The following is a 23,045-nucleotide window of genomic DNA, read 5'->3' on the forward strand; positions in this document are numbered from 1 at the left end:
GGGTCGTTAGCTCAGCTGGTAGAGCAGCGGACTTTTAATCCGTTGGTCCCGCGTTCGAATCGCGGACGACCCACCATCTTATTGTAAAAGCTAATTTTACAATACCTGCTCAGGATAGCTTATCCTTGCTCAGGGTCGTTAGCTCAGCTGGTAGAGCAGCGGACTTTTAATCCGTTGGTCCCGCGTTCGAATCGCGGACGACCCACCATCTTATTGTAAAAGCTAATTTTACAATACCTGCTCAGGATAGCTTATCCTTGCTCAGGGTCGTTAGCTCAGCTGGTAGAGCAGCGGACTTTTAATCCGTTGGTCCCGCGTTCGAATCGCGGACGACCCACCATTCTTTCTTAGGGCTTCTTTCTATACCAGATTGGTATATAATGAATAGAAACCTACAAGTTCCGACCAAGACTAAACATCTTCTTCAGATGCTTCGCCATTCTCGAAATTTTGTTAATTTTATCTGTTAAAGCTATAAATTTGATATTATATATCAATTATTTAACTTAAAAACAGTTAGATGGTATTGTGGTCTAGTATTAAAAATCAGACACGGCGTTTTCTTGTAAAATTTTAAAATGATATTTTAAAGTTTTTTCAGGGTTGTTAGCTCAGTTGGTAGAGCAGTAGACTCTTAATCTATTGGTCGTGGGTTCGAACCCCACACAACCCACCATATATTTCAACAACTTATAGAAAATAAAATAAAAACAAAATTAGCTATTTATGAATAGGTAGCAAATAGGCAGCGAAAAATGAATAATTTGATTGATGGATTAAGAAATCTAGAATATGAAAACAAGAGACAAGCTGAAAGACTTAATTCTGAAATTCAAAAAATCTTAGAAGCTGAAGACAATCGTATTACTAGAAATCTCGATACAAAAATCAATCTTCAAATTTGTATTAATCTTATGATATGCAAATTACATACAAATGAGGAAATACTTAAATTCGGAGAATAGACTATTGTCAAAAAATTCATTAATAGTCTCGATGTCATTCTAAGTAAAGTGCTTCACCCACCTAGACCATTTTCCATAGAAAATGAAACATACCTTACAAATATCTCTCCAATTTTCATTAAAGAAATACAGCCCCACGAGTATAGAAATTTCCGTACTTTTAATGACTGGTATACATTACATTCAATACTAAATTATTTTTTTATAGATTCCGCTAAATTTAAACAATTTATCTATCATCTTGAAACAAGATCAGCTCCTACAAAATCTATGACTGAGCAAGCTTGCGATTATCTAATAAAAATTTTTGAGTCATTAAGCGAAGAAGACAATAACAAACTGCATGAAAAGAACAGTGGTAAAAGTGGCATTAAATCGCTCATAAAAAGCCAAATTAACAAGGAAATAGGCTTTGTCGCACAAACATTCAAAAGCTAAACTTTCCCCAAGTTATCCAAATTTAGGTGACAACTCGGGTGTGAGGTCAACCCAACGCCGTAAATGTATTTAATACTGCCACACGTGCATGCATCTCGTTGACTTGGCTTTGGAAGTTTGTCGAACTGAGTTTATCACCTGAGAAGCACTGCTTCGTAAGATTTGATGGAATGCATCTTGGTTTCGACCAAACTTCGGCGATGATAGCCTGACCATTTTTTCCATAATGTCCTGCCTAAACGTTTAACTCTTCAAAGTCATTCATTTCGCTCTAACGAGCTGGTCTTTGTATCTTTCCAAGGTTTCGCATTTTTCTTGGTGGAACCACCGCATGCGCTTGTCGCTCTGCGATGACCTGACGGCATTGCTTGGTGTCATAAGCCCCATCAGTATAGACCGAGTCAATCTGTTCTTCTTGTGGAATCTGATCCAGTAAATCACCAAGCACCTGTGAATCACTCATATTGTTGGTTGTGAGCTGAATAGCGCGTATTTGAAGGGTTTCAGCATCGATACCAATATGTAATTTACGCCATTGGCGACGATATTCAGGCTGATGTTTTTTAGGTTTCCATTCGCCTTCACCTAAAAACTTTAAGCCAATAGAATCAACGAATAGAAATATTTCCTCGATTTATTAATGCTCTGTTATAAGAAGACCAATGGGTTGTACGATAGATTTTAGGTGTGGGCTTATTCATTTGAGAATTATAATACCGAATAAGCCTTTAACGGTAGTTTTGTGCAACAAAGCCCTTTAAATCCAATAATTACCCCCATTTATAAATACACGTACGTCCTAAGCGACTCAGCAAGTGGATTAGGGGTTCATCCCCCCACACAACCTATCAATTTATTTTTGTTTTAATTTTCTTCTTCGCTTATCAACTTTTTCAATACATATTCCTGCGTTGGAACATATGTACCGTCAATAAATCGACCATTTTCTATCTCATTATTTGAATAAATGTTTTTTAAATCAATAACTAAATCACCATTTTCATTAACGTTATAATAAAAATATACACCCTCTATACGACGTATTTCGATTTGCCGTGTTTGGGGATTAAATCGCCATGTATTTTGTTGATATACGCGAGTTGCTTGGTTAGATTTCTTTTCATAGCTCATTTTCCCCAAATAAATTAAGGTTCGATGTGAAGTACCATCTTTAAGTAAATTAATCATAAACTCAGCTTTACCTTGTGCACATAATGCGAATTTTTCCCTGCAATCAACAATTACATGATAACGCCCAACATAAGGTCGCGACTGTGTAGAGACAATTTCTTGAGCAGCAGATTCAGAAGATTGTGCATGTGGCAATGCTGTTCTGCCTGCAACTTCGGTTAGACGTTTACCCTCTTGTTGTGCATCCTGTTTCAGCTCCCCAAGATTTGTACTATTTGCTGCTATTTGATCCGCAGATTGCTTCGGGAAATCACACGCTGTAAGAAAACTACATATTCCAACCGTGATAATTTTAGCGAGATAGGATTGAAAATTTAGAGATAACTTCATATTTCATATCTATAAAACGATCTTTGAGCTTAAAATTCAAATTTTGTAATAATCGCTCTATAGTAATTTATTTTTATATAAACTATAAATTGATCAACCGCAATTGTTACAAAAAGACACAACTATTCAAATCATTAGCACACATTTTTATCTCAAATTTATCACTATGGATGAGATCAATATCTGCTTGTTATTTACAGAAAATACACAATCGCAATAAGATTTCCTCTTTAAAACCATTCAACTCGCCCAATATATATTTTAAAGGTATTTTCCTTTTTAAATTTTTTTAGGAGAAACAATTCATGGCCAAATCTGGTTTATATCGTTCTAGCCGACATAATATGATCGCCGGTGTCATGGGCGGTATTGCTGAACGTTTTGGTTGGAATGTCACATTATTACGCATCATTTTCGTTATCGTTTCATGTATGAGTGCGGCTTTTCCAGGAATTTTAGTTTATCTGGTGCTTTGGTTATTGATTCCTAAACAGGATTTGCAATTGCAGTCCCCATACTCAAATGGTTATCAACAACCCATTCGTACTGTGCAAAACGAAAAATTTAAATAATCTTTCACTCATTGTTTTAATACATTGTTTCATTTTCACCGCTACGACAAAGTATCCCCTAAACTGTCGTAGCGTTTTTTATATCCAAATTTTAATTTTTTAAACTTTTCAAGCTATTGATCTGTTGTTGTAAGGCAGCAATCATATCTGCACGACTAATAATACCCACCAATCGATGTTGCTCAACCACAGGAATATAGTTAAAAGAACGTTCTACAAAATAAGGCACTAAATCTTGAATGTCTTGCTGTGGTTGCACCGTAACGACTTTCCGATTCATAATTTGTTTGACCATATGTTCCCATGATGCTCGTGGATCGGCAGCTCGTTTAAACCACTCAACGATATCATATAAAGCCAACGTTCCAACCAATTCTTGTTGTACATTAATGACGGGTAAGCTCATCAAATTCACTTTTTTAAACTGATCTAAAGCATGATGAATATTATCATTTTCCTGCAAACTCATCACATCTTTCGACATAATGTCTTCACAGAGAAACTGTGTCACTACACGCGCACTGGCTTTTTCTTGTGCCTGTAAAATAATTTTTTGCAGGTCATATTCGCTAATATCTAACAACTGAGTTTGTTGCTCTAAAACCTCTTGAATATCTTGCGGTTGAATGGTGACTTTTTGTGTCGGTGTGGGATCTTTAGAACGAGTATTGACTTGAGCCACTTGTGGATATTGCTTGCCAAGTAAACGGTTAAAAATAATTGCCACAGCCAAAAGCAAAACAGAATTTAATAAAACAGGATAGAAAATAAAGTTGTAGCCCAATTGATGAATCGAATCTCCGCCTAACACGGCTGTAATTGCAACTGCCCCACTCGGTGGATGTAGCGAATCTGTGGTCATCATCAAGAAAATAGCCGTAGCAACTGCAATACTAAATGCTTCTGTTTGATTGGAAATAAACATCGCACAAGTCACCCCTATAACCCCTGCAATGATATTGCCCACCACCATATTCCACGGTTGTGCTAAGGGACTTGCAGGAACGGCAAAGAGTAAAACTGACGATGCGCCCATCGGGGCGATATACCATGCATTAAAATCACCCAACACATACCAACTGATGAGCGATGAGATTGCTAAACCTAGTAATGCGCCAACACCACATAACAATCGGTCTTTGAGGGGTAAAACTTTAAAATTGGGTTTTAGGGTATTAAGCCATTCAAGTTGAGTATGAAACACGTCGTTCCTTGATTTTACCGATTTGAGTATAATTATACGTCGTTGTAGTCATAAGATATATTTAATATCCATCTTATGAAAAAAATTATGGTTTGAAGATTAAGTTTTGATTTATGCTGCTAATATCCACCCCACACTCAATACATATCGTGCAGAACCACTGACTTTCGTGACTGAATGTGTATATACATCTGAACGAAATAATTTGATTCGGTCTAAATTTAAAATAGGCTTTTCACAGATAAACTCACCGCCTTTCTTTGATTTTTTAATGATGATATTTAAACGAAAATGTCGCCCTGCTTTGACAATATCCCGATGAGGTGGAATTTCTGAGCCTATCGGAAAGCGCAATAAAAATAGATCTACTTTAATACCCATTGAAATATAGGCTAAGAGCAGTTTGTCATAGCCTGATTGTTGTCGACCTTTTTGCCAATTCAGCCATATACGGTTTGAAAATAAAGTTTTCATCGAAACCCTACATATTTTTATAAAAAATTGAAGCTCAATATGTGTTGTAATCGTTATTCATCTGTTTTTTTAATTAACTCACTAAAACATGTAGTTTGTGATGAATTGATATAATTAATCTTGCACTCATAAGTCAGTTCTCCAGTCCGATCAAAAAACGTTATGTATTCAACATTGGATGGAATGCTTTGAGTAGGCTGAATATTCCTAAACTCCAAACCTAAATCATCACTATCGCCATGTTCTGTAGCCATATCATTTGTTTCGTCAGAAACAATTGATACACGGATATAGGCTTGTTTTTCATCTTCATTATTGTGCGACATGTAAAAGTCTGTTCCTTTCCCCATCTGAACTTTGGCTTTTTCAATCAATTTTTTTACTTTTTCCTGATGCTGAGCAGGGTCTTTTGAGTCACTTTCTGCATCACAACCACAATCAAGTCCATATCCATCGATGTCACCCTCAAACCAATGATCATTCATGCTTAAATAAAATTTTAAAGAATGAAGATCATAGATAATCTTATTTACCTGCGCCATCATCCCAGTTTTTTCAACGACAAACCAAAAACAAAGATCCGAATCATTTAGTGAAGTTTGTTTAGCGATTTCCTGACTGATCGTATTTTTACTTTTTTTAAAGTCATCTTGATGATCATGTATCATCGCCCTGAAAAAAGTTTCACTGCTCTTATCAAAACTGTGTATTTTGACCAAAGCCTCAAATGCATCATTTTCCTGACCAAATCTTGCGGTCATTTGCTGGGGGTACTTGGCTTTACAATATTCAAAACTTGCCTGATGACTTGCCATCAATTGCAACATTTGATTTGCATTCATGACGTTATCCGCAAATACAGCTCCACTCATCAATACATTGAGCAAGCATATTTTCACCCAAAATAAATACTTTAATTTTTTAATCATCTTCTTTTATTCATCTGTTATTTTCAGAAGAATATACATCTAAATCATAAATTAGTCTCAATTCAACTAAACTTTATAGCGTTTGAGGTTATTAAAAATATTTTCGCTCCAGATACAACAGATCGAAAACCTGTTTGAACCCTTTGCCACTCTCCCCCAAAATCCTTATACTTAGAACCAATTTTTTCTAATACTTATAGTGGATGCTGCATGAGTCGCGCCATATCGCATATTGATACATTCCAAGGCTTAATTCTTGCCTTACAAAACTACTGGGCTGAACAAGGTTGTGTGGTGTTACAACCTTACGATATGGAAATGGGTGCAGGGACATTCCACACAGCAACCTTCCTTCGTGCGCTTGGTCCTGAAACATGGAACGCAGCATACGTTCAGCCTTCACGTCGTCCAAAAGACGGACGTTATGGCGAAAACCCAAACCGTTTACAGCATTATTACCAATTCCAAGTGGTGCTTAAGCCAAACCCTGACAACATTCAACAGTTATACCTTGACTCGTTAAAAGCGATTGGGATCGACACGTTGACTCACGACATTCGTTTCGTAGAAGACAACTGGGAATCTCCAACACTTGGTGCATGGGGCTTAGGTTGGGAAGTTTGGCTCAACGGTATGGAAGTGACTCAGTTCACTTACTTCCAACAAGTCGGTGGTGTTGAATGCTACCCAGTTACGGGTGAAATCACATACGGTTTAGAACGTTTAGCCATGTACCTCCAGGGTGTAGATTCTGTTTACGATCTTGTTTGGACTAAGGGTCAATTCGGTACTGTGACTTATGGCGATGTGTTCCATCAAAACGAAGTAGAACAATCGACTTATAACTTTGAATATGCCAACGTTGAAAAAATGTTTGAGCTGTTCGACTTCTACGAAGCTGAAGCAACACGTTTAATGGAAGCTGAACTTCCACTGCCTGCATATGAACAAGTCATCAAAGCATCACATAGCTTTAACTTGCTCGATGCGCGTGGCGCAATCTCTGTAACTGAACGTCAACGCTATATTTTACGTGTACGTACATTGGCCCGTTCAATCGCACAAAGTTATGTAGCTGCTCGTGCAAAACTTGGTTTCCCAATGGCTGAACCACACTTACGTGATGAGGTATTGGCACAGTTAAAAGCACAAGTTGAAGCTGAAGCAAATGCTGAATCTAAGGAGAGCAAATAATGTCTAAACATACAGTATTGTTCGAATTAGGCTGTGAAGAACTTCCACCAAAAAGCTTAAAAACTTTACGTGATGCATTACAAGCTGAAACGGTTAAAGGTTTAAAAGATGCAGGCTTAGCATTTGATTCTATCGAAGCTTATGCAGCACCACGTCGTTTGGCATTGAAAATTGTCAATGTTGACGGTGCTCAAGCCGATACGCAAAAACGTTTTGATGGTCCTGCAAAACAAGCTGCTTTTGATGCTGAAGGCAAACCGACTAAAGCACTTGAAGGCTTTATGCGTGGTCAAGGCATCACTGTAGATCAAGTATCAACTTTCCAAGCAGGTAAAGTTGAAAAAGTGTGTTATTTGAAAGATGTGAAAGGTCAAAGCCTTGACGTTTTACTTCCACAAATTCTACAAACTGCGTTGGACAATCTACCAATTGCAAAACGTATGCGTTCAGCGGCAAGCCGTACTGAATTCGTTCGTCCTGTAAAATGGGTTGTATTGCTGAAAGACAATGACGTGGTTGATGCAACCATTCAGGATCATAAAGCGGGTAACGTGACATATGGTCACCGTTTCCATGCACCTGAAGCAATTACATTGGCAAATGCAGATGATTATTTACCAAAATTAAAAGCAGCGCATGTTGTTGCTTCTTTTGAAGAACGCCAAGCACTCATTGACAGTCAAGTCAAAGCACTTGCAGATGAAGTGAATGCGATTGCGATTGTACCAAGCGACCTTCGTGATGAAGTGACTGCTTTGGTTGAATGGCCTGTTGCGCTTCGTGCAAGTTTTGAGGAACGTTTCCTTGCTGTTCCACAAGAAGCGTTAATCACTACCATGCAAGACAACCAAAAGTATTTCTGTTTGGTGAATGCGGACAATAAACTTCAGCCTTACTTTATTACCGTTTCAAATATTGAGTCTAAAGATCCAACTCAAATTATTGAAGGTAACGAGAAAGTTGTACGTCCTCGTTTGTCAGATGCTGAATTCTTCTTCTTGCAAGACCAAAAACAACCGCTTGCTTCACGTCAAGAAAAATTGGCAAACATGGTGTTCCAAGCTGAATTGGGTACTTTATGGAACAAATCTGAACGTATTGCCAAACTTGCTGTGGCTTTAGCGCCAATCACAGGTGCAAATCCTGCCGATGCTGAAAAAGCTGCCCTTCTTGCGAAATGTGACTTAACGTCTGAATTGGTTGGTGAATTCCCTGAACTTCAAGGGATTGCAGGTACTTACTATGCACGTCTTGAAGGCGAAAATGATGAAGTAAGCGAGGCTTTAGGTGAGCAATATCTTCCTAAGTTTGCTGGTGATGTTTTACCAAAAACTAAGACAGGTACGACTATTGCCCTTGCGGATCGTTTAGATACGCTCACTGGTATTTTCGGTATCGGTCAAGCACCGACAGGTTCTAAAGACCCGTTTGCATTACGTCGTTCTGCAATTGGTATTTTGCGTTTAGTGACTGAAAACAATCTTGATGTTTCAATTGAAGAACTCATCAAGCTTGCTTTAGCTGCTTATGGCGATGTGATTAAAGATCATGCCAAGACTTTGGCCGATGCAGTTGCATTCCTTGAAGGTCGTTATCGTGCGAAGTATGAAGACCAAGGCGTAGAAGTGGATGTAATTCAAGCAGTTCAAGCGCTTTCTCCTAAATCACCTTTAGATTTTGATAAGCGTGTCAACGCGGTAAATCATTTCCGTGACTTGCCTGAAGCTGCTGCACTAGCTGCTGCGAATAAGCGTGTCGCAAATATCTTGGCGAAAGAAGCTGCGCCTACAGGTGAAATCGTTGAATCTAAATTAGTTGAAGATGCTGAAAAAGCGCTTTATACGGAGATTCAAAATCTTCTTCCAGTAGTTCAACCGCTTTTGGCTGCGAAAGATTATACTGAAGCGCTTTCTAAATTGGCTGCTTTACGTGCGCCGATTGATGCATTCTTTGATAATGTCATGGTCATGGCAGAAGATGCTGAGTTGAAAGCCAACCGTTTACGCATCCTTGCGCAGTTGCGTGGTTTGTTTACGGCTGTAGCTGATATTTCGGTGTTACAACACTAAGCTAAATTATTGAAATAAAATAAAAACCCTGCTTAAATAAGTGGGGTTTTTTTATTATGTAAAACCATAAAATTAGTTATTAAGAGAAAAAAGGGGGATTAAATGGCTGATTCAAGCTTAACAGAACGTAAAATTATGGAAGTCTTAGAATGGACTTACGATAAAGTACTTACGGGTGGTATGGGAATCGATTCAGCTCAAGATTTAGCAGATTCTTATCTAAAAGAAAACGGCTCTTTAGAGAATAAAATCAATTCATTAATTAGATGGCAAAATACCAAATCTGCAACATCAGGATTTCTTACAGGAATCGGTGGCTTAGCAACAATGCCTGTAGCTGTTCCTGCTAATTTTGCTAGCGTTATGTTTGTTCAAATTAGAATGGTTGCTGCTATTGCCCATATGTGTGGCTATGATATTAAAGATGATCAAGTAAAGACCTTCGTTTATGCATGTCTAACAGGCAATGCAATAAAAGATATGTTAAAAGATGTGGGTATCATTGTTGGCTCAAAATTAACAAGAAAAGCAATTGAGGGCATTTCTGGTAAAATGCTTATCGAAATTAATAAACGTGTCGGGTTCCGTTTATTTACAAAATTTGGAACAAAAGGCGTTATAAATTTAGGTAAAGCTATTCCTTTAGTGGGAGGTGTCATAGGTGCTAGCTTTGATGGTATTTCAACTAATATTGTAGGGAATACAGCTCGAGATTTATTTTTCCATAATCAATCTTCAAAAAGATCAACAATTATTGATCTAAACTAGCTTATATGTTGCATAAAATAACTAAATCTTTTCTATATATTTATGCAACATTTATAACTTTTTGATACGAATAAACCACTATCTCTTTTCACATTACTATTGATTCACTAACTAATTTTTACATCTCACTAAACATAAAAAATAGACTCACAATAAAAAATGAAATTATTAACATTTTTATACAGTTAAAATATATATTCACTAGATAATCAATTTTTAAACGTAACTATAATGGCATAACTTTACATGAAGCATTTAAATTTTTCTTTTATCATTACTACAGTCATTGCCCTCACCGCTTGTTCAACCACACCTACAAATCCAAACTTACCTGTTGTTTTAGAACAACACAAAAACATCTCGGCTGAACCCACAACTAAACACAATCTTGCACGTTTGATTAAGCAAAAAGACAACTGCGTGATCGAATTTATAGGCAACTTTGAAACAGGCAAAGCCACAGAACATTGGATCTTTAAAGGTGATCAACTCATTTCCGCATTTTCAAATGTAAATGCCGAAGTAGAAAATAAACAAACCGTTTTCGACATTCAAGATAATGAAAAACTGAAAAATTTTGCAGCCTTACAAAAGAATTTTAAAGCAACAAACTTAGAAAAATGCCAATAATCATGACAGAACTACTTTAAATTAAAGCTTTGAAGTAGTTCTTTTTCCATTCATCTTTAAAACATAAAGAATTGGATAGAACCACAAAAATAGCGCAAATATTCCCACGACAAAAATCACAAAAAATGGGGGTATAACATCTCGAATTTGATCATAAATTTTCATTAAACCCAAAGTATCTGTATTAAGTAATACCCCAATCATTAAAAATAAAATCATATGAGGAACAATAAGATGAACTATTCTTAATGATAAAAACTGATAAAATTTTACAAACCACAAGCTCGGTATTAAATAAATGAATAGTACGATCAACCTGATCATCCACGTTAAAATTTGATGACCAAGGCTTAAAGAATATTCCCCACCACAACCACAGGCAAAACTCGGTTGTAAAAATAAAATCGGGAGAATTAGCCAAAATATATTTAAATATTTAATTTTTATCATTTTTAATTTCTCAATGATCTTCTTCTACATGTAGACTATACAATATCTTTGTTTTTACTCTGTATTACTTTGCTTACAGAGCCGATGTCACTACTTTTTTCACAGTATGATGCTGAGTAAACACGTTATTGATCTACACATATATGAAGGAATGAGTCACAATGAAAAGTATTAAAATTTTGTCTTTTGCTACTGCCATTTTGGCAACATCTTCAATTTATGCAGAAACAAAAACACCTGCACCTTATGGTGACAACCCAAATATTTTCAAAGTATTAGCACATAAAACAGGTGAAAAAATTCAAAATACTGCTGAGCGTGTAGGTGCTGCTGCTGAACGTGGTGTAGAAAAAATTAAGCCGAAAGTAGACAATGCATGGGAAGAAACAAAAACCTTTACAGAACAACAGACTGAACGTGCAAAAACAGGTGTACAAAAAGGTGCGGAAAAAGTGACAGAAACCGCCAATAACACTCGTGACGCTATAGTGGGAACAAATCAGGGCACAGTTCCTATTGAACGTGGTCGTTTGAGTCAATCCTCATCAACGACCACGACCCAACAAGCAACATCAACACAAGTTGCAAATACAGCCGCTCAAACAACACCCTTAGAAACAACGACATCTACTGTGCCTCTTGCTCATGTTGCAAAGACCATAGATCCAACCCAACAAAATGGAACAGCACCTGAAGAACCAGAGATTTCTTTTAAATCACTGCCACTACCACAGGCAAGCAGCACAACAGACTCAACTCAACCTTCAGCCCAAAAAGAAGATATTCCACAATAAACGTGCACGCTAAATTTGGGCTTGGAGCATCAGTCATATTCATTCGCCAAGCCCTGATCTGTGCAGCATATAATGACGATATATCATGATGAAAATTTCTGCGTAGAACTTGGCTATTTTCACTGCTTTTATTTTAATCATATTGTAATTTTATGTAATATTAATATAACAAATAGACTATAAAAATAAAAAAAAACATTTGAAATATAAAAGTTATTTTTTAAAAACAATGCTTTAACCATAATGTCTATTTTTGTGGTCTTGTTGTATCCAAGATGTATAACTTTCATTTCTTTTTTACATTTATCAATCACTTAGTTTTAATATTTCGGCCTTATTACTGGGGTACAATCGGTACTCCTCACCTTTGAGGAATGTCATTTATGAAAACCATAAAAACAACGATCATCGCTGCAAGTATTTTGGCTTGTACACCTGTTTTTGCTGAAACAACTGCTGTAACTCAAGTAAAAGTAGACGCTGTGGCTAAAGCGGATGCTGCGGCTAAAGCAAAAGATACCGTAATCACTAAAACGGTTGAAACTAAAGATGTGGCAAAAGATAAAATTGTGCATGCAACCGATGCGACTGCAACTAAAGCGACTGAAGTAAAAGATGCTGTCGTGGCTAAAACGGTTGAAACTAAAGATGTGGCAAAAGATAAAATTGCGCATGCAACCGATGCAACTGCAACTAAAGCGCCTGAAGTAAAAGATGCTGTCGTGGCTAAAACAGTTGAAACTAAAGATGTGGCAAAAGATAAAATTGCGCATGCAACCGACGCAACTGCAACAAAAGCGACTGAAGTAAAAGATGCTGCTGTTGAAAAGTCTGTTGAAGCAAAAGAGTTTGTTGTAGAAAAAGCAGAACAGACCAAAGACGTCGTCAAAGAACAATCTGAAAAAACTCAAGGTTTTTTCTCTAGAACATGGGAAAAAACCAAAAAATTCTTCCGTGGTGAAGAAAAAAAAGCTGCTGAACATGCAACAAAAACAGGTGCTTAATGTTTAGCAATCTATTTTAAATACTTTTCAAATCCCTCATTGATTGAGGGATTTTTTATGATTAATGCGAATAAAAAATTAATTCACTTGTCGAATTACATTGCCATTTATAAATGCTTTTAAATTTTCAGTCAGTTGACTCACGATGCGCTGCCTTGCATCCACACTGCCCCATGCACTATGTGGGGTAATTATTAAATTTGGAATATCTTCTCCCAACAAAACATTGCCTTGTGTTGGTGGTTCAACAGTTAAAACATCCGTTGCAGCCCCTGCGATTTGCCCTTGTCGCAGTGCATTTGCCAAGGCCTGTTCATTAACAATACCACCACGAGCACAATTAATTAGAAAAGCAGAATTTTTCATTAATTCAAACTCTTTTGCCCCAATTAAATCACGGGTTTGTTCGGTTAAAGGGCAATGTAAAGTTAAAAAATCTACCTGTGGCAATAATTCAGCCAAGGCAATACGACTTGCATCCATCTTACGATTAGGCAATGCAGCGAGTAAAACACGCATGCCAAATGCTTCTGCTAAACGTGCAACAGCTTGACCCAGTTCACCATAGCCCACGATCCCTAAGGTTTTACCTGATAATTCAACAATAGGAAAATCCAGCAAACAAAAAATTGGGGAATTATTCCACTGACCTTGCTTAACTGCACGATCATATTGAATTAAAGAAGTTGCCAATGCCAACATCAGCGCAAGTGTATGTTGTGCCACAGCAGCAGTGCCGTAACCCTGACAATTACACACCACAATGCCGTGTTGTTTCGCTTGCACAAGGTCAACATTGTTTGTCCCTGTCGCAGAGATCAAAATTAATTTCAAATTTTTAGCTTGTTGAATATGCTCAGCCGCAAGCACCACTTTGTTACTGATCACTACATCGACATCTTGAATACGTTCAAGCAGTTGTTCAGGTGTCGTCGATGTATATAATTTAAAATCATCAAAATAGGACTTTAAATCATTAAAATTTAAGTCATTTTTATCTAATGATGAATAATCTAAAAATACACCTTTCATGGCTATCCCTGCACAAATTAATCAATAAACGATTGAAATTTACCATAATTTATCTATAAAAACTGCTTTATTCATATGACTATGGTCGCTCTGGATCTAATACAAAGTCATTATTTTTTAAGGAAAATAAATAGCTAATCGCAATCCGATAAGCTTCTTGAATAATGGCTTCAGAAATATAATTTTCTGTGTAATACCCATGCTTCATACAGGTAAACACCAATTCCATCAGAATAGTCAAAGCATCAGGTTCTTGGGGTACATAACTATCGACTTGAATCATTTCCAATGCCTTACGTACACTGGCACTGACCTTTTTTAGCTCAACTTGATATTCCATATAAGCTTGACGAGTAAAAGGTCCACTTAAAATAATTAAACTCGCCACTTCAGAATCATTAAAAAAATCGGCGGTGGTTCGGATCATACTCGCAGAAAGTTTTTTGCCATAGTCTTCAATGGAAGATTGCGGATGTTCACTCAGCACTGAGATTGCGGCCTGCCCAATTCTTGTTACTAACTCATTTAAATGCAGCAATGCAATATGTCGAAGTAGATCATATTTGCTGGGAAAGAACTGATAAATACTGGTACGAGGAATACCCACCGCATTGGCAATTTCAGGAATCGAAATCCGCTCAATGCCGACTGCAAGTAATAATTCTTGGGTTTTTTCAATCACCATCTGCATACGTTTCTGGGTACGCTCTTGCTTAGGCTGCACTGCTTTTTTTCTTATTTTTTTCAAAACTGATGTCGCCTGTGCCTTAATCATACTTAGCCCTTATTTTATCATCTCAATATCCACACATTTATGTTGAATATCGAACAGCCAATCCCTGACTTGTATTTCACATCATTCTCTATTTTTCATTTTGTAACGATTGAAATTGCAATAAAAATTTAAATGAATTTGATGAAATATAACACAGTATCTGAACAATAAGAGACTTTTCATCAGTATCAGACTTAAATTTGTTTTTGTGCCTGATTTATTGCATATTTAAATCTTCATTTGTTGGGTCAGACAAAAATGTTCAATGTACACTGTTTTGCAAAGATTCAGTTTGGATTCAGCATGTGCTGTATGTATCTATTCAGTTCTTTTTGTCAGGCTGATACCACACTACAAATAATTGAAAATGTTGAACAATACTCATCAACTGAAGGAAATGCTATACGACTTTCCAAACTCAAACAAGGCTGTAAAATCGAAGCGCTATTTTTTGGTGAAACAGGCAAAATTAAAGAAAATTATCTGTTTCAACAGCAACAATTAAATTATGCGGCACGTTATGAATATCGCTATACCGATGGTGGTTTAACCAATCTATCGGAAAATAAAGGTCATTTTACAACTCAACACCAGCGTATTGAGTTAAACCCTCAAGCACCGCAAACACTCGCCGACTTTCAGGAATATCGATCTTTATTTTCACGCATGGAATTAAACAAATGTCGCTAGATAATGCTGTATTTTTCAGTCTCTTGCACACTTTCAGCATCAAAATAACAATTTCCAGCTTCATCACAACGCATATATAGATTTTTATAGCTCAACACATAAAAATCTGCACATTTTTTAATGACAATTGGGTTCATATCCATCGACAAAGCATCATCACATTTGAATAATTTGGTCACACGGCGATCATTCATACAGATCAAATAGGTCTGTTTTTTCACTTCGATTTCAACTAAACCCGTGTGTTCAACACTCAAAGGAATAATATATTTTCCATTTACATCAATCACTTGCTGATTATAGCTTTCAAGTTTTTGGGTAATAACATTAAATACAATGATATTGCCAAAACAGTCCTGTAACTGAGTTTTTTCTTCAAAAGGCAAGTTCACTTGAATACCAAGCTTTTGTAAATCTTGCTCATCGACACGTTTATTGGTCAGTAAAATACGGGTGATGGTCTGTTTTAAATTGGTATCAAAAAAAGTGCTATCGAGTTGTAAATCAACCCCTTTTAATATTTTTCCTAACGCTTCATTATGCGTACCTAACAAATGCGCAATCACACTGCGATAGTAAAATTTACTGTTCTTTTTGACTTCACGAATTTGCTTATAAAAATAAGTCTGATCATAAGGATGTTCAATAAAGTCATGTAATAAAGCAGAGTTTGCTAAAACCGCAATGGCATCATGTCCTGTATAAGGCAAATGCAAGGTATGTAATTGTGGAATCAGTGGTTTTATTTTTAAATAATGCTCTTTGTCATTTTCAAAATACGGATCGTAAACAATAATATATTCACAATTTTCGACAATATCCTGTGGCTGAATCCGCATATCTGCATTTAATTTGGCATCATAAAAGTCGGTATAACGTTTATCTTCAACTTCATTCGGGTCGATTGAATATTGTGGCACCATCGCCACGACACGTGTCATTTGTAATGGTTTTGAATATTTAATTGCAGCATAGCCACCCATTGAGCCGCCATACCCCACGATTTTTTTAAATTGTTTTAAAATCGGTTGTAACTGTTCAAGTAAAGCCAACATGCTTGACATAGGAAACCATGACTTTTGTTTTGGCATGATACCAACCATACTATAGTCATATTTCATCAATGATTTTTCAGCATTAATCGACAAGCCTTTGGCACGTGTAATCAAATCACCAAATGACAAAACCAAAGTGTCAGTTGTGCCTTGTAAGTAAATTGCTCGAATATGATCGTCTTCAAAAATGATTTGCTTGTCCATTGCAATACCGAAAAACGGCTCTCTTATCTTTCGTTAAAATTAAATAAATAGATAACTTGCCTATTCATCGTATCAAGTGTCATATTTTATAGAGTCTGCACAGATAAAAAAGCGCAAAATATGACACATTCTCTACATCCTGCTGCACAGAAAGGCTTTAGTTCTGCTGCTGAACTATATCAACAAGTACGTCCAAATTATCCATCTGAAATTGTTAATTGGCTAATTGATGAGCTGAAAATTCAATCCAACTCGACTGTGGTTGATTTAGGTGCAGGAACAGGTAAGTTTTTGCCTTATTTAAAGCAAGCAAGCTCGCAAATTATTGCGGTAGAACCTGTGGCAGAAATGCTTACTCAGTTACATCTTGCTCATCCCGATGTCCAAACATTACAAGCAAAAAGTGATGAGATCGCACTGGCTTCAGCAAGTGTTGATGCCATTTTATGTGCTCAATCCTTTCATTGGTTTGCCAATATCGAGAGCTTGAATGAAATTTACCACATCTTAAAACCCGAAGGACATTTAGGCTTAGTGTGGAATCAGCGCGATGAAAATGTACCCTGGGTTAAAGCATTAGCCGACTTAATTGCTCCCTTTGAAGGAAATACACCTCGTTATCATCGTGGCGATTGGCAACACGTCTTTGAACATCAATTTTTATTTCAGCTCGAAAGTTTAAAATTATTTTCACAAATTCATAAAGGAACAGTTGAAAATGTGGTCAGTAAACGATTATTGTCAACGAGCTTTATTGCTGCTATGCCTTCCACACAACAGCAACAGCTAAAACAACAATTTGAAGCTATTATATTAGAACATACAGGCAAATATGCAGATGACGAAATCGAGTTTCCTTACGTCACTTATGCTTATCACTTTAAAAAGCAAACCCAATGAATATCTTAAGGAGTTTTAGTTTCATGCACCTCTTACGTCCCTTGGCTTATATTTCAGTCCTCCTAAGCGCTGTTCTGATTGGTGCATGTTCATCACAAAATGATAAGAATACAGAACAATCAACAGATAAAACCCAACAAAGTTCTGAAGCGGTCATGAAAGAACTCAAAACTAAGCCGATTCAAAATTTTCCAAGTACACCTAAAGATGCAGCCGACATTACTTTACTTGATGAATATCAAGAAAAGTTCGATGCCATGAATGAAGCTTTAGAGGCTGATTTAGAAAAAATGGATGCTGAAGGCACATTGACTGAGGAAATTGACCAACAACGTAAACGAGATAGCATCCAATCTGCTTTAAATATGCTCAAAGAGTTAGATTTAAAAACTGAACAAGGTCGCTATATTCAAGGTTTGCTCTATCAATATTGGGAAAATCAAGCCAAAGCCTTTGACAGTAAAATGCAAACGAAGGATCAAGCGAATAATCCTGCTGAATCTGTCCGTGGTATGAGTGATTTGCTGAGTGCAGAAGCACAGTTAGATCATTGGAAAACCAAAACAACCCCATAAACATTTAATAAGAGATTGAAAATTTGCTTTCAAGAGCAAGCTGCTGAGATCGATCCCAGCAGCTTTATGTTATGTATTTCAGAAATACGCAGGATATTGAACTTTCTACCCAGTTCTCCCATCATTTTTTTTGATTTTAAATATTCTGCTTTTCAACCCACTGAATTGAGTCGACTCGAATCAATTTACATGCGCCATCGCCAATTCCAGTCCAATCTAGGGCTGACTTCCAAACCAAGTCTTTATCATTAATCTGCACTAAATCTCCCGTTAAACGGACGAGATCACCTCGTTTAACTTTCTTAATTTCTTGGGCAATTTTGGGATTGGCAGGAATAATATGCATATTACTCACCATTTGCGTTGCCAGTTTTGGCGGCACAGGTGGACGTGCCATTTTCCAATTCAAATAACGATCATATTGGTTAATTGAAATCTGCCGAGCAATTTCAGGTTCAGTAAAAATGCCACGTGTGACTGCATAATCGATGGGTGAAAATTTGGCTTGTTCATCATCTTGATATTCTTTCGAACCTAAAATACGAAACTCACCATGAAAGGGTTCAAGTACAGAGATGCGTTGATCTTTAATAATCGGCGCTAATCCATTAGCAATATTATATTCAGCAGATTGAGATGCATTCACAGATGCTGAACATAATGCCAAAACTGCTGCGCACCATAAATTCCGTGTCATATTCTTCACCTTCAACATCTCTTTTGAACGATTTCTTCAGTATCAGTATCGCTGATGAAAATTAAAATAAAATTTAAGTAACAAAATATAGAAATTTTGTCACTTGTTTGTCTTATATTTAAGTCTATATTTTCGTTACACTATTTTTTTAATAATAAAACTGTGAAAGCAATGATTTATAAATTTTATCAACAACGTATTTTTCCATATTTACTCAATCACATTATGCAAACCCCAAGTATGATGAAAGCACGTGCAGAGCTACTCAGAAAAGTGCATGGCCGTGCTTTAGAAATTGGTTTTGGGACAGGTCTAAATTTACCCTTTTACCAAGTCGAAGAACTCATCGCCTTAGAACCCAATGCTGATATTTATCAGTTGGCACAAAAACAGGTTTTAAATACTCCTTTTCATGTCCAGCACATTCAAGCCAGTGCTGAAAAACTACCTTTTGCTGACCATTCTTTAGATCATATTGTCAGTACATGGACGATGTGTAGTATTGCCCATTTAGAACAAGCTTTAGCTGAAATTTATAGGGTGCTGAAACCTGAGGGAACTTTTCATTTGGTTGAACATGTGCAATATCACGATCATCCAACCCTGAAAAAATTGCAAAACTTACTCACCCCTGTACAAAAAGTCATTGCAGATGGTTGTCATTTAAACCGCAATATTGAACTGTATTTATCCAATGCAAACTTTAAATTTGTCGAAAAATATTATTTTGATGCCGATGACCTACCCAAAGTAGGATGCCGTATGTTGTTGGCACGTGTACAAAAAGCCTAGCTCAATTTGCATTTTCTAATCATCAAAATCGATGCGAATGGTTTCAAAACGCACTCGCCCTGCTCGGATGGCTTGGGCAATAGCGTGTTGCCCCTTTGTCAAACGTGCGCCCCCACTTTTGATATCAATCAGTACGATTTCAATATCTTCAGCCGCACCTTCATCATCACGAAATGCACTATACCCATCAAAGACGACATAATCGATGGGATCGCCTAAGAACTTGGCATCACTGGGTAAATATTGAAATTGTGGCATGATGGGTGCGAGTTGCTCTGCCATTTTCCCTTTTAAAACTGCACGACTGGTATTTACACTGCGTTTTTTTGCCTCAGCTAAAGCCTGCTGATGTTCAAGTTCTAACTCGGCAATATAACGCTCATATTCTGCTTTGATTTTTCCATTTCGTGTACTGGACAGCACCCATGTTGTTAAAACAATGCCGATACATGCACCAAGCAACATTGCCATCCACAGCGACATAATGAGTTCCTATCTATCATTGATTGGGCTTAAAATTAAGCTTAGGTTTTGTAAAATAATTTTCAATGTAAACAACTCTAAGACTTTTGTCATCTGTAACCTATCACTTTAAAAATAATGCTAAGCTAGTGGCAGGACGGGTTGGGTGAATCAATGAAAACTATGAAAACAATTCTCATTGCAAATCAAAAAGGTGGCTGCGGAAAAACCATTACTGCGATTACACTCGCATCTGCGCTTGCACAAAAAGGCTATAGCGTGGCACTTGCCGATGCGGACAATCAAAAATCTGCCTTGCAGTGGTTAAAACAGCGACCAAACGGTGCCAATGAAATTCAAAGCTTAGATTGGCGTCATGAAAAGTCGATTGGAGATGCGCCAAAAAATTTACAATATTTAATTATTGATGCGCCTGGGGCTCTGACAGGTGCACATGCTGAACAACTCATTAGTGAATGTCATGCCATCGTCACGCCCTTACAACCCTCCTTTTTCGACATCGACAGCACCAAACGTTTTTTAAAGCATATTCAAGAGATTAAGCGTATTCGTAAGGGTAAAGTTGATATTTTACTGCTTGCCAATCGTGTTAAACCCAACAGTGCTAGTGCTAAAGATATTCAACAGTTTTTTGAAAAAATCGAACAGCAACCTGTGGCTTGGATCTCTGAACGCAGTGCTTATGGGCAACTGGCCATGCAAGGCTTATCTATTTTTGATAAAAATCAAAAGAATTTTGTCCAAATTCAAATGCAATGGCAACCGCTGTTGGATGCCTTAATCGATGATCCGAGTGATTGGTTCTAAATAGATCATGGTCAGCATTTTCAAAAATAATATTTCAGGCGGTGCATTTAACATTGCCTGAGGCTATTTTTCAGTTAATATGAACTATACGATAATTAATTAATTTCGAGAAATTCGTGTCCGATTTCACTTCCACTTTACAGCGTGTGCTTTTATTTGGTTTATTATTTATCCTGGTTTTTTTAGGTTTTGATATTCTCAAATACTTTATTGTTCCTGTGTTATGGGCGTGTATTATTGCCTATATGACATGGCCGCTGTATAAACGCATTTTGCGTATGTGTGGTGAAAACCGTCCGAGTCTGAGCGCCTCAATCATGATCACTATGGTGGTTTTGGTGATTGGTATTCCTTTGATTTTTGGTATTTTCATGTTGCAACATGAAGGTCGAAATTTATATTTTGATATTCAACGTCAACTGTCTTCAGGACATCTTGATGTGCCTGATGTCTTACGTCAACTACCAATTATTGGTAAAGAAATTTCTCGCATCGTCCGTGATATCAATGAAAATCCAAGCAGCATTTCACAAAATATCGGCGTTTGGATTCAGGGGCATCTTAATTACGGTAAATTTGTTCTGAGTGAAATTTCGAAAAATTTGGTGAAACTTTGTTTTGCCATTATGTCGTTATTCTTCTTTTATCGTGACGGACAAACCATTTTACAACAAGTCAGTAAAGCCTTAGAAATGGTCATCGGTCCACGTATCCATCATTATTTAGATACGATTTCTGAAACCACACGTGCAGTTGTCTATGGGGTAGGTTTAACTGCGGTTGCTCAATCCTTACTTGCAGGCGTAAGCTATTTTGTGGCGGGTGCACCCAACCCTATGGTATTGACCATTATCACCTTTTTAATGGCACTCATTCCTTTTGGTCCACCGTTGGCGTATGGAGCCGTCTCACTTTGGCTGTTCTCTAAAGGCATGACCATTGAAGCAATTGGGGTCATGGCATGGGGAGTGTGTATTGTGAGTACAGCAGATAATGTCATCCGTCCGTTGGTTATCTCTGGTGCAACCCAAATTCCTTTTTTATTGATCATGTTTGGTGTTTTAGGTGGCTTAGCGAGTTTCGGTTTAGTTGGTTTATTTATCGGCCCTGTGATTTTAGCGGTGTTATTGGCGATTTGGCGTGAATGGTTACATGAAACCCATGAAGCACAACAAGTCCCTGATGCAACCATGGCTTATGACATTGAGAACAATGATTTCAAAGCACCGAAGTAAATATTTTTCATTTATAAATATTTACATTCAAACACTTATTTTCTACTGTGCAATACACCGTATTTTGTTTGAATAATGCAATAAACAACAAAACATAGGATGCTTGTGCATGTTATCTCATCAGATTTTTAAATTCACGGCGTTATCTGTATTGCTTAGTTTGACTACTGTTGCTTGTACAACCACATCAATCACTTCTGCAAAAAAGGCAGCACATGAAACTGTGGATGTACATGCCGTCAGTGCGGAAGGAATTGGTGAAAAAATTGGTACTATTCAATTAGAAGACAGCACGCAAGGTTTAAAAATTTCAACTGATCTCACGCAACTTCCTTCCGGCTTTCATGGTTTCCATATTCATGAAAAAGGTTCATGTGAAGCTGCCGAAAAAGATGGGAAAATGGCTGCTGCATTGGCTGCGGGTGGGCATTTCAACCCAACACAAGCCACCGGTCATGGCACACCCAATGATGGGCATTTAGGGGACTTACCTGTGCTTAATGTCGATACAGAAGGTCATGCTAAAACCACGGTCTATGCGCCTCGTTTAAAACTTGCAGACGTTCAAGGCTTAGCCATTATGGTTCATGCAGGGGGTGACAATTATTCTGACCATCCAAAACCATTAGGCGGTGGTGGTGATCGTATTGCTTGTGGGGTAATTTAAGATTTTTTAAATCTACGAACACAATAGCGCAACTGTGGATAAATTCAGATTTATTCACAGTGGCTCAAACTTATCCTCAGAAGCAATCCTCCCATCAAATCTGCACATTTTTGTAGTGAAT

At 37.2% G+C, this 23,045-nt stretch carries 25 protein-coding genes, 4 tRNA genes and 1 pseudogene; 19 read left to right on the plus strand and 11 right to left on the minus strand.

All coding sequences use genetic code 11. The features are described 5' to 3' along the window. The 5 genes from HX129_RS13525 (at nt 1) to HX129_RS13545 (ending at nt 965) form a co-directional block, all read left to right on the plus strand. Nucleotides 1-76: transfer RNA gene (locus HX129_RS13525), tRNA-Lys, on the plus strand. Nucleotides 77-132: 56 nt separating this feature from the next. Continuing rightward, nucleotides 133-208: transfer RNA gene (locus tag HX129_RS13530), tRNA-Lys, on the plus strand. A gap of 56 nt (nt 209-264) precedes the next feature. Continuing rightward, nucleotides 265-340 (plus strand) — tRNA-Lys (locus HX129_RS13535). Between the two features lie 260 nt (nt 341-600). Then, a tRNA-Lys gene (locus HX129_RS13540) sits at nt 601-676 on the plus strand. 79 nt (nt 677-755) lie between these two features. Then, complete coding sequence (locus HX129_RS13545) at nt 756-965, plus strand: hypothetical protein (protein ID WP_286433557.1); 210 nt, start codon at nt 756-758, stop codon at nt 963-965. A gap of 484 nt (nt 966-1,449) precedes the next feature. Here HX129_RS13545 and HX129_RS13550 read toward each other — a convergent pair. Then, nucleotides 1,450-2,104, minus strand: a pseudogene (locus HX129_RS13550) (IS5 family transposase). 163 nt (nt 2,105-2,267) lie between these two features. Beyond that, a complete protein-coding gene (locus HX129_RS13555; protein WP_286433555.1) occupies nt 2,268-2,924 on the minus strand; it encodes a hypothetical protein in 657 nt (218 codons plus the stop codon). Nucleotides 2,925-3,229: 305 nt separating this feature from the next. Here HX129_RS13555 and HX129_RS13560 point away from each other — a divergent pair, with 305 nt between their 5' ends. Beyond that, nucleotides 3,230-3,496 (plus strand): PspC domain-containing protein, encoded by a 267-nt coding sequence (locus tag HX129_RS13560; RefSeq protein ID WP_130072183.1) that lies wholly within the window; start codon nt 3,230-3,232, stop codon nt 3,494-3,496. 91 nt (nt 3,497-3,587) lie between these two features. Here the strand turns inward: HX129_RS13560 and HX129_RS13565 are convergent, their stop codons facing one another. The 3 genes from HX129_RS13565 to HX129_RS13575 all read right to left on the minus strand — a co-directional run bounded on the left by HX129_RS13565 (nt 3,588) and on the right by HX129_RS13575 (nt 6,103). Further along, the gene (locus tag HX129_RS13565) at nt 3,588-4,700 is read right to left on the minus strand and encodes an HPP family protein (protein ID WP_286433552.1); all 1,113 of its coding nucleotides are present in this window, start codon (nt 4,698-4,700) and stop codon (nt 3,588-3,590) included. 111 nt (nt 4,701-4,811) lie between these two features. Next, nucleotides 4,812-5,174 (minus strand): 2OG-Fe(II) oxygenase family protein, encoded by a 363-nt coding sequence (locus HX129_RS13570; protein ID WP_286433550.1) that lies wholly within the window; start codon nt 5,172-5,174, stop codon nt 4,812-4,814. A 53-nt stretch (nt 5,175-5,227) separates the two neighbouring features. Beyond that, on the minus strand, nt 5,228-6,103 hold the full coding sequence (locus HX129_RS13575) for a hypothetical protein (protein ID WP_286433548.1): 876 nt from the start codon (nt 6,101-6,103) through the stop codon (nt 5,228-5,230). Nucleotides 6,104-6,313: 210 nt separating this feature from the next. Between HX129_RS13575 and glyQ the strand changes: the two genes are divergently transcribed. The 4 genes from glyQ (at nt 6,314) to HX129_RS13595 (ending at nt 10,764) form a co-directional block, all read left to right on the plus strand. Further along, nucleotides 6,314-7,297, plus strand: coding sequence for a glycine--tRNA ligase subunit alpha (glyQ, locus tag HX129_RS13580; RefSeq protein WP_130072187.1), 984 nt, complete (start codon nt 6,314-6,316; stop codon nt 7,295-7,297). After that, nucleotides 7,297-9,366, plus strand: a complete 2,070-nt coding sequence (glyS, locus tag HX129_RS13585; protein WP_286433546.1) for a glycine--tRNA ligase subunit beta — start codon at nt 7,297-7,299, stop codon at nt 9,364-9,366. The genes glyQ and glyS overlap by 1 nt, the downstream gene beginning before the upstream one ends. Before the next feature lie 102 nt (nt 9,367-9,468). Continuing rightward, on the plus strand, nt 9,469-10,134 hold the full coding sequence (locus HX129_RS13590; protein WP_286433544.1) for an EcsC family protein: 666 nt from the start codon (nt 9,469-9,471) through the stop codon (nt 10,132-10,134). Nucleotides 10,135-10,380: 246 nt separating this feature from the next. Next, complete coding sequence (locus HX129_RS13595) at nt 10,381-10,764, plus strand: hypothetical protein (RefSeq protein ID WP_286433542.1); 384 nt, start codon at nt 10,381-10,383, stop codon at nt 10,762-10,764. A gap of 21 nt (nt 10,765-10,785) precedes the next feature. Here HX129_RS13595 and HX129_RS13600 read toward each other — a convergent pair whose 3' ends face one another. Next, nucleotides 10,786-11,214: a hypothetical protein gene (locus tag HX129_RS13600; RefSeq protein ID WP_286433540.1), complete on the minus strand. Its 429-nt coding sequence runs from the start codon at nt 11,212-11,214 to the stop codon at nt 10,786-10,788. 161 nt (nt 11,215-11,375) lie between these two features. Here HX129_RS13600 and HX129_RS13605 point away from each other — a divergent pair, with 161 nt between their 5' ends. Both HX129_RS13605 and HX129_RS13610 read left to right on the plus strand, forming a co-directional pair. Next, on the plus strand, nt 11,376-12,008 hold the full coding sequence (locus HX129_RS13605) for a hypothetical protein (RefSeq protein ID WP_286433538.1): 633 nt from the start codon (nt 11,376-11,378) through the stop codon (nt 12,006-12,008). 383 nt (nt 12,009-12,391) lie between these two features. Beyond that, the gene (locus tag HX129_RS13610; RefSeq protein ID WP_286433536.1) at nt 12,392-13,012 is read left to right on the plus strand and encodes a hypothetical protein; all 621 of its coding nucleotides are present in this window, start codon (nt 12,392-12,394) and stop codon (nt 13,010-13,012) included. Between the two features lie 78 nt (nt 13,013-13,090). Here the strand turns inward: HX129_RS13610 and HX129_RS13615 are convergent, their stop codons facing one another. Together HX129_RS13615 and HX129_RS13620 are read right to left on the minus strand one after the other, a co-directional pair. Next, the gene (locus HX129_RS13615) at nt 13,091-14,044 is read right to left on the minus strand and encodes a 2-hydroxyacid dehydrogenase (protein ID WP_130072194.1); all 954 of its coding nucleotides are present in this window, start codon (nt 14,042-14,044) and stop codon (nt 13,091-13,093) included. 79 nt (nt 14,045-14,123) lie between these two features. Continuing rightward, entirely contained in the window at nt 14,124-14,819 is a 696-nt protein-coding gene (locus HX129_RS13620; protein WP_286433534.1) for a TetR/AcrR family transcriptional regulator, read from the minus strand. A gap of 312 nt (nt 14,820-15,131) precedes the next feature. Here HX129_RS13620 and HX129_RS13625 point away from each other — a divergent pair, with 312 nt between their 5' ends. Further along, complete coding sequence (locus HX129_RS13625; RefSeq protein WP_180046300.1) at nt 15,132-15,509, plus strand: hypothetical protein; 378 nt, start codon at nt 15,132-15,134, stop codon at nt 15,507-15,509. On the opposite strand, the gene HX129_RS13630 is transcribed toward HX129_RS13625, so the two are convergent. After that, nucleotides 15,506-16,768 (minus strand): hypothetical protein, encoded by a 1,263-nt coding sequence (locus tag HX129_RS13630; RefSeq protein WP_286433531.1) that lies wholly within the window; start codon nt 16,766-16,768, stop codon nt 15,506-15,508. The genes HX129_RS13625 and HX129_RS13630 overlap by 4 nt on opposite strands. A gap of 120 nt (nt 16,769-16,888) precedes the next feature. Between HX129_RS13630 and HX129_RS13635 the strand changes: the two genes are divergently transcribed. Both HX129_RS13635 and HX129_RS13640 read left to right on the plus strand, forming a co-directional pair. Then, nucleotides 16,889-17,668, plus strand: coding sequence for a class I SAM-dependent methyltransferase (locus HX129_RS13635; RefSeq protein WP_286433529.1), 780 nt, complete (start codon nt 16,889-16,891; stop codon nt 17,666-17,668). Nucleotides 17,669-17,691: 23 nt separating this feature from the next. Then, nucleotides 17,692-18,243: a hypothetical protein gene (locus HX129_RS13640; protein ID WP_286433527.1), complete on the plus strand. Its 552-nt coding sequence runs from the start codon at nt 17,692-17,694 to the stop codon at nt 18,241-18,243. A gap of 136 nt (nt 18,244-18,379) precedes the next feature. Here the strand turns inward: HX129_RS13640 and HX129_RS13645 are convergent, their stop codons facing one another. Beyond that, nucleotides 18,380-18,940 carry a hypothetical protein gene (locus HX129_RS13645; RefSeq protein WP_180046305.1) on the minus strand — a complete coding sequence of 187 codons (561 nt, stop codon included), beginning with the start codon at nt 18,938-18,940 and terminating at the stop codon, nt 18,380-18,382. A 171-nt stretch (nt 18,941-19,111) separates the two neighbouring features. Here HX129_RS13645 and HX129_RS13650 point away from each other — a divergent pair, with 171 nt between their 5' ends. Beyond that, on the plus strand, nt 19,112-19,732 hold the full coding sequence (locus HX129_RS13650; RefSeq protein ID WP_286433524.1) for a class I SAM-dependent methyltransferase: 621 nt from the start codon (nt 19,112-19,114) through the stop codon (nt 19,730-19,732). A gap of 15 nt (nt 19,733-19,747) precedes the next feature. Here HX129_RS13650 and HX129_RS13655 read toward each other — a convergent pair whose 3' ends face one another. Further along, nucleotides 19,748-20,215, minus strand: coding sequence for a Holliday junction resolvase-like protein (locus tag HX129_RS13655; RefSeq protein WP_130072202.1), 468 nt, complete (start codon nt 20,213-20,215; stop codon nt 19,748-19,750). A 162-nt stretch (nt 20,216-20,377) separates the two neighbouring features. Between HX129_RS13655 and HX129_RS13660 the strand changes: the two genes are divergently transcribed. The 3 genes from HX129_RS13660 (at nt 20,378) to sodC (ending at nt 22,924) form a co-directional block, all read left to right on the plus strand. Continuing rightward, nucleotides 20,378-21,022, plus strand: coding sequence for a nucleotide-binding protein (locus HX129_RS13660; RefSeq protein ID WP_130072482.1), 645 nt, complete (start codon nt 20,378-20,380; stop codon nt 21,020-21,022). Nucleotides 21,023-21,138: 116 nt separating this feature from the next. Further along, nucleotides 21,139-22,257, plus strand: coding sequence for an AI-2E family transporter (locus HX129_RS13665; protein WP_130072203.1), 1,119 nt, complete (start codon nt 21,139-21,141; stop codon nt 22,255-22,257). 109 nt (nt 22,258-22,366) lie between these two features. After that, on the plus strand, nt 22,367-22,924 hold the full coding sequence (gene sodC / locus HX129_RS13670; RefSeq protein WP_130072204.1) for a superoxide dismutase family protein: 558 nt from the start codon (nt 22,367-22,369) through the stop codon (nt 22,922-22,924). Nucleotides 22,925-23,045 lie beyond the last annotated feature (121 nt).

Origin of the sequence: Acinetobacter sp. 251-1 (assembly GCF_030329305.1) — a bacterium.
Lineage (GTDB): Bacteria > Pseudomonadota > Gammaproteobacteria > Pseudomonadales > Moraxellaceae > Acinetobacter > Acinetobacter piscicola_A.

Bases quoted from the DNA above. Each gene is read 5' to 3' on its own strand.
- HX129_RS13555 (WP_286433555.1), bottom strand. From the start codon at position 2,924: ATGAAGTTATCTCTAAATTTTCAATCCTATCTCGCTAAAATTATCACG.
- HX129_RS13600 (WP_286433540.1), bottom strand. From the start codon at position 11,214: ATGATAAAAATTAAATATTTAAATATATTTTGGCTAATTCTCCCGATT.
- HX129_RS13620 (WP_286433534.1), bottom strand. From the start codon at position 14,819: ATGATTAAGGCACAGGCGACATCAGTTTTGAAAAAAATAAGAAAAAAA.
- HX129_RS13605 (WP_286433538.1), top strand. From the start codon at position 11,376: ATGAAAAGTATTAAAATTTTGTCTTTTGCTACTGCCATTTTGGCAACA.
- HX129_RS13635 (WP_286433529.1), top strand. From the start codon at position 16,889: ATGACACATTCTCTACATCCTGCTGCACAGAAAGGCTTTAGTTCTGCT.
- HX129_RS13625 (WP_180046300.1), top strand. From the start codon at position 15,132: ATGTATCTATTCAGTTCTTTTTGTCAGGCTGATACCACACTACAAATA.
- HX129_RS13650 (WP_286433524.1), top strand. From the start codon at position 19,112: ATGATTTATAAATTTTATCAACAACGTATTTTTCCATATTTACTCAAT.
- HX129_RS13595 (WP_286433542.1), top strand. From the start codon at position 10,381: ATGAAGCATTTAAATTTTTCTTTTATCATTACTACAGTCATTGCCCTC.
- glyQ (WP_130072187.1), top strand. From the start codon at position 6,314: ATGAGTCGCGCCATATCGCATATTGATACATTCCAAGGCTTAATTCTT.
- HX129_RS13615 (WP_130072194.1), bottom strand. From the start codon at position 14,044: ATGAAAGGTGTATTTTTAGATTATTCATCATTAGATAAAAATGACTTA.
- HX129_RS13645 (WP_180046305.1), bottom strand. From the start codon at position 18,940: ATGACACGGAATTTATGGTGCGCAGCAGTTTTGGCATTATGTTCAGCA.
- glyS (WP_286433546.1), top strand. From the start codon at position 7,297: ATGTCTAAACATACAGTATTGTTCGAATTAGGCTGTGAAGAACTTCCA.
- sodC (WP_130072204.1), top strand. From the start codon at position 22,367: ATGTTATCTCATCAGATTTTTAAATTCACGGCGTTATCTGTATTGCTT.
- HX129_RS13560 (WP_130072183.1), top strand. From the start codon at position 3,230: ATGGCCAAATCTGGTTTATATCGTTCTAGCCGACATAATATGATCGCC.
- HX129_RS13630 (WP_286433531.1), bottom strand. From the start codon at position 16,768: ATGGACAAGCAAATCATTTTTGAAGACGATCATATTCGAGCAATTTAC.
- HX129_RS13575 (WP_286433548.1), bottom strand. From the start codon at position 6,103: ATGATTAAAAAATTAAAGTATTTATTTTGGGTGAAAATATGCTTGCTC.
- HX129_RS13660 (WP_130072482.1), top strand. From the start codon at position 20,378: ATGAAAACAATTCTCATTGCAAATCAAAAAGGTGGCTGCGGAAAAACC.
- HX129_RS13590 (WP_286433544.1), top strand. From the start codon at position 9,469: ATGGCTGATTCAAGCTTAACAGAACGTAAAATTATGGAAGTCTTAGAA.
- HX129_RS13610 (WP_286433536.1), top strand. From the start codon at position 12,392: ATGAAAACCATAAAAACAACGATCATCGCTGCAAGTATTTTGGCTTGT.
- HX129_RS13640 (WP_286433527.1), top strand. From the start codon at position 17,692: ATGCACCTCTTACGTCCCTTGGCTTATATTTCAGTCCTCCTAAGCGCT.
- HX129_RS13655 (WP_130072202.1), bottom strand. From the start codon at position 20,215: ATGTCGCTGTGGATGGCAATGTTGCTTGGTGCATGTATCGGCATTGTT.
- HX129_RS13570 (WP_286433550.1), bottom strand. From the start codon at position 5,174: ATGAAAACTTTATTTTCAAACCGTATATGGCTGAATTGGCAAAAAGGT.
- HX129_RS13545 (WP_286433557.1), top strand. From the start codon at position 756: ATGAATAATTTGATTGATGGATTAAGAAATCTAGAATATGAAAACAAG.